The 15253-nt window shown below is 68.6% G+C and carries 18 protein-coding genes and 1 tRNA gene; 9 read left to right on the top strand and 10 right to left on the bottom strand.

Annotated features, from left to right (window positions below; translation table 11 throughout):
• Positions 1 to 33 precede the first annotated feature (33 nt).
• Positions 34 to 750: a YqjF family protein gene (locus ABD832_RS11205; protein WP_344892323.1), complete on the top strand. Its 717-nt coding sequence runs from the start codon at positions 34 to 36 to the stop codon at positions 748 to 750.
• 138 nt (positions 751 to 888) lie between these two features.
• Here ABD832_RS11205 and ABD832_RS11200 read toward each other — a convergent pair whose 3' ends face one another.
• The 3 genes from ABD832_RS11200 to ABD832_RS11190 form a co-directional block, all read right to left on the bottom strand.
• Positions 889 to 1356, bottom strand: a complete 468-nt coding sequence (locus ABD832_RS11200) for an ATP-binding protein (protein WP_344892320.1) — start codon at positions 1354 to 1356, stop codon at positions 889 to 891.
• Between the two features lie 191 nt (positions 1357 to 1547).
• Positions 1548 to 1919 carry an STAS domain-containing protein gene (locus tag ABD832_RS11195; protein WP_344892317.1) on the bottom strand — a complete coding sequence of 124 codons (372 nt, stop codon included), beginning with the start codon at positions 1917 to 1919 and terminating at the stop codon, positions 1548 to 1550.
• 183 nt (positions 1920 to 2102) lie between these two features.
• Positions 2103 to 2477 carry an STAS domain-containing protein gene (locus tag ABD832_RS11190; RefSeq protein WP_344892314.1) on the bottom strand — a complete coding sequence of 125 codons (375 nt, stop codon included), beginning with the start codon at positions 2475 to 2477 and terminating at the stop codon, positions 2103 to 2105.
• A gap of 401 nt (positions 2478 to 2878) precedes the next feature.
• Here ABD832_RS11190 and ABD832_RS11185 point away from each other — a divergent pair, with 401 nt between their 5' ends.
• The 4 genes from ABD832_RS11185 (at position 2879) to ABD832_RS11170 (ending at position 4745) form a co-directional block, all read left to right on the top strand.
• Complete coding sequence (locus tag ABD832_RS11185; protein ID WP_344892311.1) at positions 2879 to 3163, top strand: GNAT family N-acetyltransferase; 285 nt, start codon at positions 2879 to 2881, stop codon at positions 3161 to 3163.
• 483 nt (positions 3164 to 3646) lie between these two features.
• A complete protein-coding gene (locus ABD832_RS11180; protein WP_279778966.1) occupies positions 3647 to 3766 on the top strand; it encodes a DLW-39 family protein in 120 nt (39 codons plus the stop codon).
• Between the two features lie 50 nt (positions 3767 to 3816).
• Positions 3817 to 4533 carry an HAD family hydrolase gene (locus ABD832_RS11175; protein WP_344892303.1) on the top strand — a complete coding sequence of 239 codons (717 nt, stop codon included), beginning with the start codon at positions 3817 to 3819 and terminating at the stop codon, positions 4531 to 4533.
• A 136-nt stretch (positions 4534 to 4669) separates the two neighbouring features.
• A tRNA-Ala gene (locus ABD832_RS11170) sits at positions 4670 to 4745 on the top strand.
• A 61-nt stretch (positions 4746 to 4806) separates the two neighbouring features.
• On the opposite strand, the gene ABD832_RS11165 is transcribed toward ABD832_RS11170, so the two are convergent.
• The 3 genes from ABD832_RS11165 to ABD832_RS11155 all read right to left on the bottom strand — a co-directional run bounded on the left by ABD832_RS11165 (position 4807) and on the right by ABD832_RS11155 (position 8145).
• The gene (locus ABD832_RS11165; RefSeq protein WP_344892300.1) at positions 4807 to 5154 is read right to left on the bottom strand and encodes a tyrosine-type recombinase/integrase; all 348 of its coding nucleotides are present in this window, start codon (positions 5152 to 5154) and stop codon (positions 4807 to 4809) included.
• Positions 5155 to 6646: 1492 nt separating this feature from the next.
• Positions 6647 to 7561 carry a CU044_5270 family protein gene (locus ABD832_RS11160; RefSeq protein ID WP_344892297.1) on the bottom strand — a complete coding sequence of 305 codons (915 nt, stop codon included), beginning with the start codon at positions 7559 to 7561 and terminating at the stop codon, positions 6647 to 6649.
• Positions 7558 to 8145, bottom strand: coding sequence for an RNA polymerase sigma factor (locus tag ABD832_RS11155; protein ID WP_344892294.1), 588 nt, complete (start codon positions 8143 to 8145; stop codon positions 7558 to 7560). The genes ABD832_RS11160 and ABD832_RS11155 overlap by 4 nt, the downstream gene beginning before the upstream one ends.
• Positions 8146 to 8606: 461 nt before the next feature.
• Between ABD832_RS11155 and ABD832_RS11150 the strand changes: the two genes are divergently transcribed.
• Complete coding sequence (locus tag ABD832_RS11150; protein ID WP_344892291.1) at positions 8607 to 9164, top strand: DUF3841 domain-containing protein; 558 nt, start codon at positions 8607 to 8609, stop codon at positions 9162 to 9164.
• 183 nt (positions 9165 to 9347) lie between these two features.
• Here the strand turns inward: ABD832_RS11150 and ABD832_RS11145 are convergent, their stop codons facing one another.
• The 4 genes from ABD832_RS11145 to ABD832_RS11130 all read right to left on the bottom strand — a co-directional run bounded on the left by ABD832_RS11145 (position 9348) and on the right by ABD832_RS11130 (position 12436).
• Complete coding sequence (locus ABD832_RS11145) at positions 9348 to 10328, bottom strand: CPBP family intramembrane glutamic endopeptidase (protein WP_344892288.1); 981 nt, start codon at positions 10326 to 10328, stop codon at positions 9348 to 9350.
• A gap of 528 nt (positions 10329 to 10856) precedes the next feature.
• A complete protein-coding gene (locus ABD832_RS11140; protein WP_344892285.1) occupies positions 10857 to 11504 on the bottom strand; it encodes a class I SAM-dependent methyltransferase in 648 nt (215 codons plus the stop codon).
• The gene (locus ABD832_RS11135; RefSeq protein ID WP_344892282.1) at positions 11501 to 11776 is read right to left on the bottom strand and encodes a hypothetical protein; all 276 of its coding nucleotides are present in this window, start codon (positions 11774 to 11776) and stop codon (positions 11501 to 11503) included. The genes ABD832_RS11140 and ABD832_RS11135 overlap by 4 nt, the downstream gene beginning before the upstream one ends.
• Before the next feature lie 6 nt (positions 11777 to 11782).
• The gene (locus ABD832_RS11130; protein WP_344892279.1) at positions 11783 to 12436 is read right to left on the bottom strand and encodes a hypothetical protein; all 654 of its coding nucleotides are present in this window, start codon (positions 12434 to 12436) and stop codon (positions 11783 to 11785) included.
• 462 nt (positions 12437 to 12898) lie between these two features.
• Between ABD832_RS11130 and ABD832_RS11125 the strand changes: the two genes are divergently transcribed.
• From ABD832_RS11125 to ABD832_RS11115, 3 genes are all read left to right on the top strand, one after another.
• Positions 12899 to 13366: an SRPBCC family protein gene (locus ABD832_RS11125; protein WP_344892276.1), complete on the top strand. Its 468-nt coding sequence runs from the start codon at positions 12899 to 12901 to the stop codon at positions 13364 to 13366.
• Positions 13367 to 13558: 192 nt separating this feature from the next.
• A complete protein-coding gene (locus ABD832_RS11120; RefSeq protein WP_344892274.1) occupies positions 13559 to 13909 on the top strand; it encodes a VOC family protein in 351 nt (116 codons plus the stop codon).
• 62 nt (positions 13910 to 13971) lie between these two features.
• Complete coding sequence (locus tag ABD832_RS11115) at positions 13972 to 15252, top strand: tetratricopeptide repeat protein (protein WP_344892271.1); 1281 nt, start codon at positions 13972 to 13974, stop codon at positions 15250 to 15252.
• Position 15253: the final 1 nt, after the last annotated feature.

Below are 15253 nucleotides of genomic sequence, written 5' to 3'. Positions count from 1 at the left end.
CGGTGGCACCGCCCTTCCGCAAAGGAGCCGACCATGCAGGCCCCGCCGTCCCCGCACGTGAACCGGCCGGTCATGTACCACCGCTGGTCCGAGATGACCTTCATGCACTGGCGGTACCCGCCCGCCGAGATCCAGCGGCTGCTGCCCGACGGGCTCACCGCCGAGACCTTCGACGGTACGGCCTGGGTGGGCCTGACCACCTTCCTGATGGAGGACGTGCGGCCCCCGGGCCTTCCTCCCCTGCCCTGGCTCTCGCGTTTCCCCGAGACCAACGTGCGCACGTACGTACGGGACGAGCAGGGGCGCGACGGCGTCTGGTTCCTGTCGCTGGACGCCGGTCTCCTGCCGGCGGTGCTCGGCGCGCGGGCCGGCTACCGGCTGCCCTACTTCTGGTCCGACATGGCCGTCCGGGCCTCCGGGGCGCGCCGTGGCTACCGCTGCCGGCGGCGCTGGCCCGGACCGGCCGGGGCGCGATGCGACGCGGAGGTGGAGATGGGAGAGCCGCTGGAGGAGTCCGAGCGGGACGAACTGGCGCACTTCCTCACCGCCCGCTACCGGCTGTTCACCACCGTCGGGGGAAGGCCGGCCAACGCCCGGATCGAGCACGCCGACTGGCCGCTCCGCCACGCCCGGCTGGTCCGCCTGGACCAGGACCTGATCCAGGCGGGCGGGCTCACCGCGCCGGACGGCCCCCCGGTGCTGCACGCCTCACGGGGGGTGACGGTACGGATCGGGATGTGGGGCCGATGACCTTCACGCACGACGCGGGGCCCGACGATCTCGGTGCGGGACGCCGGGGCCGATGACCTCGGCGTCCCGCGACGCCCACCGGTCGTCCGTGTCGTCCGTGTCGTCCGTGTCGTCCATGATGTCTGTGACGTCCGGGACTCAGCGCGAGGCCTGAATCCCCTCCTGGCCGGGATCCTCGCGCATGGAGCCGGCCGGGCCGCGTGATCCACCGTGGGGCGACGGGACGCGCAGGTCCATCCGCAGCCGGACCCGGGACCCCTCGGTGATCTGCTCGATCGTGAACTCGTCGCACAACTGGGTCATCAGCCACAGGCCGAAACCCCGCACGGTACCGGTGGGGCGCTGTGTCGGGACGTGCTCGCGTCCCAGCAGTCCCATGGTGTCGGTGATGTCGACGGTCAGATGGGTCTCGTTCCGCCAGATGTCCAGCGTGCCCTTGCCACCGCCGTGCTCCAGGACGTTGATGACCGCCTCGTTGGTCGCGAGGAGGAGATCGTCCAGGCGCTCGCCCCGCATGCCGGCTTGAACGGCGTGATCGTGCAGGCGCTCCCGTAGCGTGCTGAGATCCTCGTCGATCGGCCAGTGCTGGCCGTGGTCGGCGGTCACGACACCCCCTTGACGTCGCCTTATCTGGCAGTCACCGGGGGGCGAGCCGACTTGCTCCAGAATCAGGGCGTTGCTGACGAGTTACACGATGCTAGACACCTGCCCGCTCGTTGCCAACTTACGACCGCCACGGCCATCGGATGTTCGTTCGGCGGGATCCGTCTCGAATATCCGAAGGCCGGGCCGATCGGCTACGACGGCTGGCTCGGGCGCAGGGAACTGACGGCGTCGGCGACGGTGGGCTGGACGCCGAAGGCCTGCAGGAGACCGGTCAGGTGGAAGAGCCGCTCCAGGCGGGGATGCAGGTTGACGAGGACGATGCTGCCCCCGCGGTCCTGGACGGCCTTGCGGGCGTTCAAAAAGGTCTGGATCCCGGTGGAGTCACAGAAGGTCAGCTCGGTGAGGTCGATCACAAGATCACCACCGGCCTGGCCGATGGCCTGGTGCAGATCATGGTGAAAGCGTTCGGCATTGCTGTAGTCGAGTTCGCCGGCCACGGCCAGCAGGAGCATCTCCTTCACGGCGGGGTCGGACACGTCGGTCACGCGGACGGCAGCGCTCACGGATATACCTCTGCAAACGGTCGGGTGGAGGGGAAGGCGGCCGAGACGCCGCCGGGCCGGGCCGGAGCGGAACGGGAGCGTGACGACCCGATCGGGGTCGTCCCGGGCGGAAGCCCGGTGACGGGGGACGGGGTCGATCCGGCTGCTCTCAGCTGTGGTCCTCCGAATTCCTCTAGAGAACACTTACGGTACAACTGAGGAGCAATTTGTAGTTATCCCACCAGAGGATAGGTTCTCCGGACGGACCAAAAGTATCCCCGTCCAACCGCACAGCTCCACGATCCGGCGCGTGTGCGGTGAGAGCCCCTCGACGACCAGCCTGCGGCCGCCGGACATCCCGAACGCCGTCTCCACCAGCACCCTCAGCCCGCCCACGTCGACGAAACCGACGCCCCGCAGGTCGGCGTGGAGATCACCGGTGCCCCTCTCCAGCGCCATGTTCAGCGCCCGGGACAGGACGTCCCGCGTACACAGGTCGATGTCGCCCTCGCAGCGCACGCCGGGCGGCCGGGCGGTGAAAAGGACGCGCAGTGAGCCGTGGTCGATGTCACCCGTCATCGCGATCACCTTCTAGGTGCGCATGAAGGTCAGCCGACGTCTGCCCGGACAGCACAGGTGTGCCGGCTGATCGCCATGGATACCGGCAGTACCGGACCTGCTCTCATCATCCTTCAATCGGGCTCCCCGCGATACGGCTCGCCACTTCCCAGTTTCCGGTACGTACGAATCGGCGGACCGTTCCTCCGGGGCGGCGGGGACCAGGGGCGTCCTTCGAGAGCGACGGGGGCGTGGGAGCGGTCTCGTGCAGCGCAGGGGATCGCGGGGTGACGGGAATGAACACCGCGCGAGATCGGCTGAGGATGACGACACGGCCGGGCACCCCCGGCGGGGATCCGCCCCGTCCGTCCGGCCCCGGACCCGCGCAGGACCCCGTACGGCCTCTGGTGAAGGAGAAACCCATGCAGGTGGACGTCAGGCTCTCTCCCGGTGGTGACTCCTTCGTGGCGGAGGTGGACGGCAGGCCCGCGGGACGGCTCGACCTCGTCCGGCGCGACGGGGTCATCGTCTACCCGCACACCAAGGTCCAGCCGGAGTACGAGGGCAGGGGGGTGGGGTCCGCGCTCGTCCGCACGGCGCTGGACGCGGCCCGCGCGGAGGAGGCCAGGATCGTCCCGCTCTGCTGGTTCGTGAAGGAGTGGATCGACCGCCACCCCGACTACGCCGACCTCGTCCAGGCCACCTGAGCCCCGCCGGTGGCCGTCCCGTCCTCGGCGTTCCTGCCCGTACTCACGGGCCGTGGATCCACCGGCCCGTGGATCTCCACCGTCGGGATCGATAACGAGCGGGTCTGCCCCGTCCGGTCAGGTTCGTCCCCGGCCGGATCATGCCGGAGCGGCCGGAACCGCCGGTCACGAGGCCGCCCGCCCGGGTACGGCCCACCGCGGTCCGGTGGCCGTGACCCGGGGGCGGCGAGGGCAGGTCCGTGCGGGGGTTATCGTGAGAACGAGGATGGTTTCGCGGCAAGGGTCACGGCGGACCGTGATCATCGGAACGCCGAGCGTACGGCATGATGGTGGCAATCACCCGGTTGGCGTAGATCGGCCCTGGCGGCTCGGTCAGGCGAACCGGATCATGGCCCGGTCCCTTGCTAGGCTGCAGGGAACCGTTCGAACCGGGCGTTGTCTCACCCCGGCAGGTGAGACTTCTCAAGAAGATGGGGTCACACCGTGAAGAAGTTGCTCGTTCTGGCGATCGTCGCCCTCGGGGGGCTGCTGGTCTGGCGCAAGGTGCAGGCCGACCGCGCCGAGCTCGACCTGTGGACCGAGGCCACCGGCAGCGAGAACTGACAAACGCGGCTACCGATTCGGGTGCTTTCATGATCCTTGCTCACGATGGAGTGACACCCATCAGGCTTGTCTGCCTGGATCTGGCAGGCACCACGGTCGGTGACGTCGCCATGGTCGAGCGGGCGTTCGCCGAGGCGATCGCCACGCAGGGCATCGTGCCCGGGACCGGTGCGTACGCCCGTGCCATGGTGCACGTGCACCGGTCCCGGGGATGCTCCACGATCGACGTCTTCCGGGGCATCTTCCCGGACAACGAGGCCCAGGCCCAGGCGGCCAACCTGACGTTCGAGCGTTCCTACGAGGGAGCCCTCGACCGCGCGGGTCTCGTCCCGCTGCCCGGGGTCGTCGAGGCCCTCGACAAGCTCCGCGGCGCCGACGTCAAGGTCTGCCTCGTCACCGGCTTCAGCCGCGCCATGCTCGGCCGGGTGCTGTCCGCCCTGAACTGGGCCGACAAGATCGACCTCGCCCTGTGCCCCGAGGACGCCGGCCGTGGCCGCCCCATGCCCGACCTGGTCCTCACCGCGGTGATGCGCCTGGGTGTCGAGGACGTCCGCCAGGTCGCGGTCGTCGGTGACTCCGAGAGCGACATGCTCTCCGGCCGCCGCGCCGGCGCGTCCCTGGTGGCCGGGATCATGACCGGTGTCCACAGCAGGGAACGTCTCCTCAAGGGCGGCGCCACCCACATCCTCGACTCCGTCGCGGATCTTCCCGAGCTCCTCCTGGCGGACACCCTGATCGAGCCCCCGGTCGCCGTCGCCGCCCGCTGAGGCCCCGCCGAGCCCGTGCCCGGCGCCGCCCGCCGCTTCCAATCAAGTGGCGTAGGGGTCGGTCCTGTTGCTACCGTGTACGACTGAAGCAGGCCGTGTGCGGGGAACATCTCCCCAGGCCACCGGCTTGAATCTCGGGGCCTTAGCTCAGTTGGCAGAGCGCCTGCTTTGCAAGCAGGATGTCAGGAGTTCGAATCTCCTAGGCTCCACCAGCCAGAACACCTGTCCACTGATCCTGGTGTGAGGCATCCGGGCCATTAACGGGCCATTAGCTCACTCAAGCCGGTGTGGCCGCCCCGACGCCATCGTTCTCCCCCGTTCGTCTTCCACCCGTGCACTCAGCGCGTCGGCGATCTTCTGATCCGCGTCCCGTGTCGCGTGCTGGTAGATCAACGCGGCCCGGTCACTGTCGTGTCCCATCCGAGCCTTGAGATCGGCCAGGCTCGCCCCCGACTGCGCCGCCAGCGTGTTGCCGGTGTGTCGCAGGTCATGGAAGTGCAGGCCCTTGACGCCCATCTCCTTGAGCGCGTCCGCCCACCTGGCCTCACGCCGGAAGTTGTTGCCCCGCAGGAATCCCCCGCGCTTGCCGAGGAACACGAAGGCGTCCGGCTCGCCGGCCACCAAGGCGGCGGCGCGGCGCGCCGCCGCACGGCCCGCCGCCCGCCCGCCAGCCGGGCATGCGGCCTGGGGGCCGGTCCCAGCCGACGGCGGGACTCAGAGCCGCACGCCGCACCCAGCACCCGCCGTACCCAGCCAACCCGCCGCACCGAGGCCGCACCACCGCCCCGTCTATCGCCGCTGGACTAGCATCACCAAAACAGCGACGATGGCCAGCACCAAGACCGCAAAAAACAAAAGTTCGAGCCAGCCCAGACCGAACATGCGCGTCCCTTCCATGCGAGATTACTGGCCTCTACGGTGTTCGCCCAGACGAGCTTGGTCAAGGCCGTTTGCACTCCCGGCCGGAGCCTCCATCCGATGAAGTCAGGGCTTTGGAGTACGAGTACAGCCCTCACGATCGCCTGATGGGGGCTGATCTCCGTTCAGGGTCGGGGGCGATCGAAGGTCTGGGACTTCGTTCCTCAGCCCCAGCCCGCCGGGTACCAGTGCGACGAAGGGGCAGATGTTCTCCGTGCCCTCCGCGTGCCCGTTGCGTGCCCGTCAGGAGGGGGATAAAGGGGGACTCACGGGGAACCACGGATACTCGACCCCCTCCCCCGCAGGTCAGCGCTTCCCCAGCTCATTCGCAGACATGCACAGCCCTCACTACGCTAGGTCCGATCCATGAAAGGATCATCCCATGTCGCTATAAGGCTCAGTAAGTGTTGGTCACCTTCAGCGGGTCGAGCATGTACCGCGTACGTGCCGGTCACCCCGGCCCGCACCAGGGAACCACGGAGAGCCAGAAAGCCGCACCGGCCGACCCTGAGGGGCGGACGACCACCGGGCCATTAGCGGGCCATTAAGGGCGGTCAACAGGGGGCAGTCACGGTCACTCGCGGGTAGCCCTCCACCCAGCTCATAGCCTGTACAGCCCGAGATCCGACCGATTTGCAAGCAGGATGTCAGGAGTTCGAATCTCCTGGGCTCCACCACCCTCACGGACACGAAGAAGCCCAGGTCGGGCATGGTCGCCGCGACCTGGGCTTTGATCTTCATTCGGCCTTCTTCCGCTCCCGTGCCCGTTACGTCCCGATCCTTTTGCCAGTGCGCCACGGGCGCGGCCATCGAGCTCCGATGAACTCGACGGTGAACGTTCTCCCGTCTCGGTGGACAGTGACCTCCGCGGAAGGAGCACCGAGAACGAGACTGACCCATATCGCGGGAAAGTGTCGGAGTGGCCCGGGCACCGTCTCCCGCGAAGGTCTGCTCATAGCGTGCTCAAGAGCCTGCCGTACGGGCCCATCGAGCCACCGGCCGTTTCCGGTTGCGATCTACCGCAGCATCGGGTCCAGCACGGCGCCGGAGGCGATGAGCAACGATCCGGCGCTTACGCGTCATGTTCATCGAACGTCGGTACGGTGATGGTTCACCGGAGAACCGAAGGCATGGGATCAACTACCGCCGGCTTCGGGTACACCCGGGTCACGTCGTACTTGACCAGGTGAATTCTCTATGGCTGCGCGCCTGCGGTGTCCGTCACGCCGGCCGCCAGCTGCGCGGCCCAATCGACGATCTTGTCGCCCTTGGCGACACCGTCGCGGCCGGCGTCCTCCACGTAGGTGTGACGGGTACCGAGATAGGCGAAGGTGTGAGGGTCGAGGATGAGGACCATCTCCGAGCCGCCGAGCTCCGACACGGGTTCCCACGCGATCCCCAGCCCTCGGCGATCCGTCACGTCCGGGACGTCCTGAAGCACTCGTGTCCCAGGCACTTCTGCCAGCGCCCGGTAAGCCGCGGGCCGCAGGTCCGAGGGGAGTACGGGGTTGGACAGCAACCCGGCGAGGTACATGGCGACCTCTTTGTCGGAGCCGTTGCCGGTAAGTTTCCGCATGTGGGCGAGTAGTTCGTCAGGGTCGGTCGGGAGCGTCCGTAGCTCGATGTAGCGGATCGGCGCCATGTGGTACTCGCCCGGCTTGGGCGGGGGAATCACAACGCGTTTGCCGTTTTCGATCCTCAGCCCGGCGTGACTGCCGTCGACGGATTCCCACCGTTCGTCGGTACGGGCGTGAGGGGTGGCGCCGGGTGCCCCGGACCACCGCGCCTCCTTGACATAGACGAACTGGTCGTCGCGCGGGGTGGGATCCGGACTGGCCTCTGCCGCCTCGGCTGCTCGATCGAGTACGGCGGCGGCTGCGACGGCGGAAGGCTCACTCGGCGTCTCCCCCGTCACGTTCACAGCGATCAGCCCGGCGGCCATGGTGAGGGCGAGCGCTCCGGTGACCGCGAGCCGCGGCCACCGGCGAGGTGTCCTGGTCGTGCTCGTACGCGTGGCGGCGAGCAGTCTGTTACGGCCCAAGGCCAGCGCCTGCGGTGAGGCGGGCTCCACCTCGGCACACATCCGTTCGAGTTCGGTCAGTTCGTTCATCGGTTGCCTTCCCTCTGTGCAGGATCGGTGGGGTTCACTCCGCCCAGTGCCTCACGCATCTTCTTTCGGGCGCGATGCAGCCGGGAATGAACGGTCCCGACGGCGATGCCGAGTGCCGCGGCCACCTGCTCCTGATCAAGGCCGCCCGCCGCGACCAGCAGCAGTACGTCGCGCTGCCCCGCGTTGAGGCGGGCCAGGGCGTCGGCCAGTTGCCGCCGGATGCTCTGCGCGCCGACCCGCTCGGTCACCTCCTCGGCGATCGACCCGATGGCGGGGTCGACTCCGGTACGCGCGATGGCACGAAAGAACCGCACTTCCGCGCGGCGGTGCTTGCCGATCAGGTTGGTGGCCATGCCGTACAGCCAGGGGCGGGCGTCGTCGCAGGTCAGGTCGTACCGGTCCCGGTGGCGGAACGCCGCGAGGAAGGTCTCGGCCGTGATGTCGTCTGCCGTTTCCCGCCCCAGCCGGCGCGTGACGTATCGATGTATCTCCTCCGCGTGCCTGTCGTACAGGTCGGCGAACCGGTCGGGCTCATGACGGGACCGCTCGATGATGGCCGCGTCGCAGATCCGCTCGGTCTCCACGCTCCATCCCGTCGTCATCTCCGGCCCTGTTCACTCATGCGCAATTCCTTGAGGCTCGGGTAGCAAGGTGTGTCATCACCTGCTTTCACCCGTTCACCCGGATCGGCTTCCCGCCCGGACGGCCGGTGTTTCGCGAGGGGGAAACGGCGGGGAGCAACGAGGAACACGATCAGTGCCGTGGGCTGCGTCTTCGCAGGCCGAGCAAGATCTACATGCGTCCTTGCGGGCAGGATGTCAGGAGTTCGAACCTCCTGGGCTCCACCGGCCAGAACACCCGTCCACTGATCCTGGTGCGAGGCATCCGGATCATTGAGGGATCATTGGCTCACTCAGGCCGGTATGGCCGTCTCTCCGTCACGGTTCTTGCCTGAATGCCGATGATCCGCCGACCGGCCCGGGGCCTGGGCGGCCCGAGCAGTGTCTCTCACCGGCCGCACCGTCACCGACGCTCCCGGACAATCGTGTGGACCGCTCTGTCCCTGCGCGGGCACAATCGCGCGATGCATTTGTGGACGGTGCAACATCGAGCGGTTCTCGAGTCGCTGGAGGATGCCGGCGAGCTGCTCGGGGACTGGGACCGGATCATGGTCCGAAACTATCGGGCCTGCTACCAGGAGATGGTGGCGGAGATGGCACGGCGCGGCCTCGTCAGTGGAGACCGGCCACCGGTGTGGGCGTGGGCGGGGCCGGACACCCGTGACAACCGCGTGGCGCTGGTGGCGGAAGCGCTCCTGTGTCCGCAGACCCCGGAGGAGTACGCCCGCTGTGTGATGCTCGACCTGGACATGCCGGACGAGGTCGTCCTGCTCAGCTCGTACGGGCGCTGGAACGACTTCATGGAGGCGGTCATCCTCGGCGAGGAATCACCGGTCATGGACTGGTCGATCGGACGGGAGGAGCTCAACGGAGTGCAGGCGTGTCTTCCGCGTGTCGCAGCCGGATGGGTGCTCGGTGTCCGTCCGTTGGAACCGTTCAGGCCGGAAGAGGAAGAGGACGAAGAGGGCGGAATCAGCTCCTGACCGTGCGCCGGAGCCGAGTCGGTGGCCGGCACATGTCACAGGCTCATCCATGCCTGGGGAGAGACTGCGGCCCTGTCCGCCTAAGCTCGTGCCTCTGGCGATACGCGACGACATCCCCGAGCAGGCCCGGCCGACATGAGCGGCTGAGCCTGATCAGGGTGCCGACGCACCGCGACATGTCGTTCAGTTCTGATGTGTGACCTCCGGGGTGGGTTCCTCCTCCGGACGGTAGCCAAGGCGGCCGCGGGTCGCGACGATCACCGCGATCGCCGCCACGGTGCCCGCGAGCAGGGTGACCCGGGACGCCTGCTCGACGTTGGCGATCGAGGGGAACATGTCCGAGTAGGCGAGCGACATGAAGTTGTTGACGCCGACGTGCAGCAGTATGACGAGCGGCAGGCTCTGACCGGTCCTGTTGAACACCCAGGTGACGACCACGCTGAAGACGCAGCAGAAGACGATGAACTCACCGACCCTCATCCACGTCACAGCCGGCCACCCTCCCCACTCGCTCAGGAAGAGCGGCAGGTGCCACAGGCCCCACAGCGGGCCGAGGATGAAGGTGCCGCCCAGAGGACCGAACCTGCGCTGCATGCGAGGCAGGGCGAAGTCACGCCAGCCGGGCTCTTCCGCCAGACCGGTGGTGACCATCTGGATCAGCAGGCTCGGCAGGTAGGCCACCAGCACGATGACAGGCGGCAGACGGATGTCTCCGCCGGACACCGCGAGACCGGAGACGATGATGGCGGCGGGAACACCGAGGAGGGTCACGAGGTACCAGATCCAGCTGACCCGCCACTTCGTCATTCGCCTGGCCCATCGACGGACGCCTTCCCTGCCGTCCGCGACCGCGGTCACGATGAACGCGGAGAGGATGGGGCCGAGATAGGCGCCGGGAAGAACCCCGAGGATCTGCGAGCCGCCGAACCGCGTGGGGAACGTGAAATCCCAGACCCCCAGGCCGGTCGACGAAAGAATGTAGGGAATCCAGGCGATCCAGCTCATCAGGTTGGCCAGCACGAAGAAACTGATCAGTGGACTGCGACGGATGAGACCTCGAAGCCCGGTCCGGCTCGGATACTGCTCGACATCCGGTTGGCTGTTGACTGCCATTTCGCCTTCTTTACAGAGGAATCGACCGACAGCCATCAGCACACCAGGCACGAGCCCTCCCGGTCATTCCCACGTACACCCGAACGGAGGTACAGCCAGGGGTACCCGGTGAGAGAACGTCCAGCTCGGACGGCTGCTCAGGAGACGACACCCCCTTCAAAGCGGGAATGCATCCGCGTCATGCTCAGCGACCGGCTGCGAAACGAGTCACGGTCCCGTAGGTGTCAAGGCGCCGGCGCTCCGCGTCACCGCGCGGTCCGTCGTCCACCGGCCTGGCGTGCGGCATGGGCGTCGATCCCGGCCGAAGTCCTGGCCGTACCCGCACCGCGCGCCCGACGTAGCCGGTGCTCTCCCCGCCGCCGCTCCGCTTCTTGGGCACGCGTATGCTCAGCCTGTCGACAGGAGCAGACCGTGATCTACTCCGCGTTCGGGATCTTCCTTCTTCTGGTGTTCGTAGCGGCGATCGTCATCCCCGTGGTGATAGCCGTCGCGCTCATCCGGCTCTTTCGAAGCTGATGTCTCCGGGATGATCGTGGCCTGGCACCGATCGACGATTCGTGCTTCGTTCCTCGGTACGGGTCACCGTTTGCGGGCCAGCAGTTGCACTGCTCGCGCTGGGTGGCCGTTCATCGTGACGACGGAGATCCGGCGTTCTTCCATGAGATCGAACTCAGGCAGCAGGGCGTACAGGCCGGCCATGTCATGGTGTCGCACCACCGCACCGTCGTCGGTGGCGAACACCCCGTACGGGGTTCCGAATCGCCGGGCGTGGGTGGCGTAGCGATCGCGGTTTCGTTCGTCGTCCTGCAGCACCATGTCGCTGATGTAGAGAAGCCCGCCGGGTGCCAGGACGCGGACGAGTTCGGCGATGAGCGCCCGCTGTGCATCGTCGTTGGGAATGCACGTCAGCACCGCGAACAGCAGCACGACATCGAAGCTCGTCGGCGGGTACGGCAGGTGTGGCGGGGACTCCAGTACCGCGAGGCGCAGGTCGGGGTGCAACCGCCGCCCCCGCGCGATCAGAGCGGAGGACAGGTCCACCCCCGACACGTCGGAGAAGCCCTGGCGGCTCAGCTCGGCGATGACACGGCCGTAACCGCAGCCGTAGTCCAGGATTCGAGCCTCCCGTCCCATGGTCGCCGTCCAGCCGGGATCGACGGGGTGGGTGAACGTCTTCTCGGCGCCGACGGCGTCCCAGTAGGTGAGTCGGGGATCACGACCGTTCATGGGACCACGGTACGCGGCGCGTCTCGACCGCCCCTCGGGTGACGATCCGCGTGCCGGAGCGCACCGGCCGTGTCGGTGCCCACCGGTGAGCGTCCGGGCCGGTCGTCGGCCGGGTGCCGACGTCGCCCCGGCCGCGCGGAGGCGGCCGTCTTCTCAGCAGACGGCGGGAGCAGACCTTCGCGTTCCTCAACCGACGACAGGAGCAGACCTTCGCGTTCCTCGGCCGGTGACAGGAACAGGCTTTCGCGTTCGAGCGTGAGCACGGTGGCCATGGCCGCTCAGGTCCCTCCTGCCGGGTCGCCCCAGGTTTCGCGTTCCCGCGCTCCTTCGATCACGCGACCGTGCCCAGGTGACGGTACGTGGGTTCCCATGCTGTGAAACTCCGGGCGTTCCGCGAGGAACGCGGGGCCGTAGAGCTGGAATGCGAGGAGAACGCTGAACCATGGCGCGCCGGGACCCGTGAGGCGGAGCGGGTCGGTGCCGTTGAAGACCAGGGTGAAGGTGAAGTCCTGCGGGGTCGGCCACAACTCCACGATGGCCCGGTGTTCCCAGGTGACCCACCGGTCCGAGGCGAACGCCATGACCCGATGGCTCGTCAGCATGGTGCGGTTGTGACCGTGGAACCGCCATTGCTGAGCCGCCATGGCCTCGGCCTGGCGTCGCCGGTGCGCGTTTCCGGCCGCGCTCGCCAGCAGGCCTGCGGCGAACATCACCGGCCCGCCGAAGGCGAACGTCGAATGCGTGTAGGTGACGTCCATGCCGTACCACACCTCGTGGCGCAGCTGGGTGTCTCCGTGCAGGATCTCACCGGGGAGAAGTCGTACGGTCTGGGGCGGAAGCCGAGGCACCGGGCAGCCGGCCAGCAAGGATCGCCGTAGGTGAGCCGCGCTGTGCCAGCCGTGCGCCAGTTCCTCCTCGGTCCACGAATTCATGATCGATCACCACCAAGGCTGCGAAGGGGCATCCGTCATCTTCCCCGGAGCCTGAGCCCGTGGCGATCGTTGAGGGATTAGGGATCTCCCATATGTGACGTCCATGGAGGGGTGCACTGCTTGATGTCACACAAAGGGGTCCGTAATGCATATGTCCTTTTGAAGTGCCCGTCGCTTCCTCCTGCGCGACGGGCCGGATCCAGAGGTGGCGGACCGTCCCGGTGACCACGGTGCCGGCGTGGCCGATCAGGTTCGACACCACCACGCCTGCCGAGGTGGCCGGCGTTTCCCCGGCGCCGTTTTCTCCCGGGCGGGCCACGACCTCACCACGGGCGTGCCCGCGGACGAGTGCGTCCGCGCCACGCTGCGTACGTTCCTGGCCGAGGCCGTGAGGTGTCCCCGCGTCGACGGCCTCGACCCGCCGGACATGACGGTCGGAGCGTGCCGCCTTAGGCTTGGCGCATGACGGACTTCGAGATCGTCACGCATGTCATGGCGGCGCCGGAAGGGGTCTTCGACGTCTCGGTGGACGTGGACGTTCACGCGGCCTCGATGGCGCGATCCTCGGAGCGGGCGGTCGGAGGTGTGACCTCCGGTGCCCTGAGGCTGGGCGACACCGTCACGTGGCGGGCACGGCACTTCGGCGTCCGCTGGCGGCTGACGTCCGTGATCAGCACCTACGATCGCCCTGACCGTTTCGTGGACGAGCAGGTGTCAGGTCCTTTCGAGCGCTGGCACCACGTCCACCGTTTCCGGCCCGACGGCCACGGCGGCACGGTGATGAGCGACGTCATCGAGTTCACCGCGCCTTTCGGGCCTGTCGGAGATGTCGCCGAGAGGCTGGTTCTCCGCCGCTACATGGCCGGGCTGATCGAGGCCCGGAATCAGTACGTCAAGAAGGTCGCCGAGACCACTCCCACGGCCGGTTGAGGATCCGTCACGCCCGGGCAGGACCACCGTCCCCTGCCGGCCGAGCCCGCGTGCCCGCGCCACTGCTCGCACGTCGGCTCGCGGCACGGGTTCGCCGTGGGCGGGTGTGCGGCTCCGGATCCCGAAACGGCGCCGACTCGCTCTCGCCATCGATCGAACCGGGCGAGGCGGCGGGATTCGTATGATCGCGGGATGCCCCTCGATCTGTTCGCAGGTGTTCCGGTCACCGAGTACGCGGTGGCCCTGGCGTGGTACGAACGGCTGCTGGGTTCTCCGCCGGCGTTCGTCGCGAGCGACACGGAGGCCGTGTGGGAGCTCGCGGAGCACCGGTTCGTGTTCGTCGAGCAGCGGCCGGAGCACGCGGGTCATGCCCTGCACACGATCTTCGTCGACGACCTCGACGACCTCGACGCGATCGTCGCGCAGATCGCCGGGCGGGGGCTCGACCCCGCGGAGCGGGAGACCTACTCCAACGGCGTGCGCAAGGCCACCTACCGGGATCCCGACGGGAACGAGATCGGGTTCGGGGGCGCTCCGCTGTGACCGGGTCGGTACGGCCGGACAAATCTGGTGATTCCTGGCAGCAGCCCCGGTAGCTTCGTCGCATGGACAGCGATCTTCAGGAGGCGTGGGCCCTGGCGGACGCCGGTGACGCCGCCGGTCTCATGCGTCGTCTGCGCTTCACCGCGGACCGGTTCGCGGTCGGCGACATCGCGCCGCTCGCCGGACGGGCGGCGGAGCTCGCGGGATTCGCCGATCTGGCCGAGGCCGCGGCGGACGTGGCCGCCGATCCCGGCAGGCCGCGGGCGCTGTACGCCTACGGGTACGCGTGCGTCGAGCGAGGCGCCTCCTTCCTGGCGGTTCCCGCCCTGCGGGCGGCGCTGAGCCTGGACCCGGGGTCGTCGGAGATCCTGCGGGAGCTGGTCGCCGCCCTGGAGGACGAGCACCGGCACGGTGACGCGGTGTCCGTACTGGCCGAGCACGAGGCGGAGCTGCCCCCGTGGCCCGACCGCTACCTGCTGGCCTACAACGCGCTGATGGCCGGTGACCTCGCCCGTGCCGTCGCGGAGTCGGCGCGGCTGCCCTTTCCCGAGGACGAGTACTGGGTACCGGTCCGGGGACGCCTGTCCGGGATGCTCGCGCGGGCCCGGGCCGTCCGGGACCTCGGCCGTCTCGGCGACCGGGACCTTCGGGGCTGGCACTTCGCCCTGACCGGAGGCGTCCTGGCCACCCTGTCCCCCTACGGCTTCGACGAGGGGATGACCGGCAGGTACGCCTACGTGAGCGACGGCTTCGGCACCTGCCTGTACGGCCTGCAGCGGCTGCGTACCGTGCTGGAGGCGGCCGGGCGGAGCCCGCGGACGGTGTCCCTGCTGCCGGGCCGAGGCGACCGCGCGCTCGGCCTGGCGGCGTCCCAGGTGCTGGGGCTGCCCGCCGGGCCCTTCGTCCCCGGCCGGGCCGACACCGTCGTGATCGCCTACGACCTCGGGGAGGCCGGCCACGACCTGCTGGTGGCCCTGCACGGGCGCGCGGACGGGCAGGTCCTGTACGAGCACGCCACGTGCTGGACCGACCCGCCCGCCGTCAGCGCCGACGTCAACGGGCTGCTCTACCAGACGGTCGTCGCGCCCTGGGACGAGCGGATGCGCCTCACGGCCGACGGTGCCGCGGACAGGACCCCGGCCGACGACCGCACCGCGGAGGAGCTGGCGGACGAGATCCTGCGCGCGGACCCCGCCCCCGACGACGGTGACGGGGGCACGCCTCCCGACACCGACGAGGCGCTGGCCGGGTTCGTGGCCGCCGTCGCTCCGCTGTGGCCGGCCGGCGGCCCGCGCGACCGGGTCCGCTCTCCCGGTCCGGTCCGCAGCTCCCGCTTCCTCTGAA

It is taken from the genome of Streptosporangium longisporum (assembly GCF_039534895.1).
In the GTDB taxonomy this organism is placed as follows: Bacteria; Actinomycetota; Actinomycetes; order Streptosporangiales; family Streptosporangiaceae; genus Streptosporangium; species Streptosporangium longisporum.
Note: the sequence above shows the minus strand (reverse complement) of the source record. Positions and strands in the feature narration are given on the sequence as shown.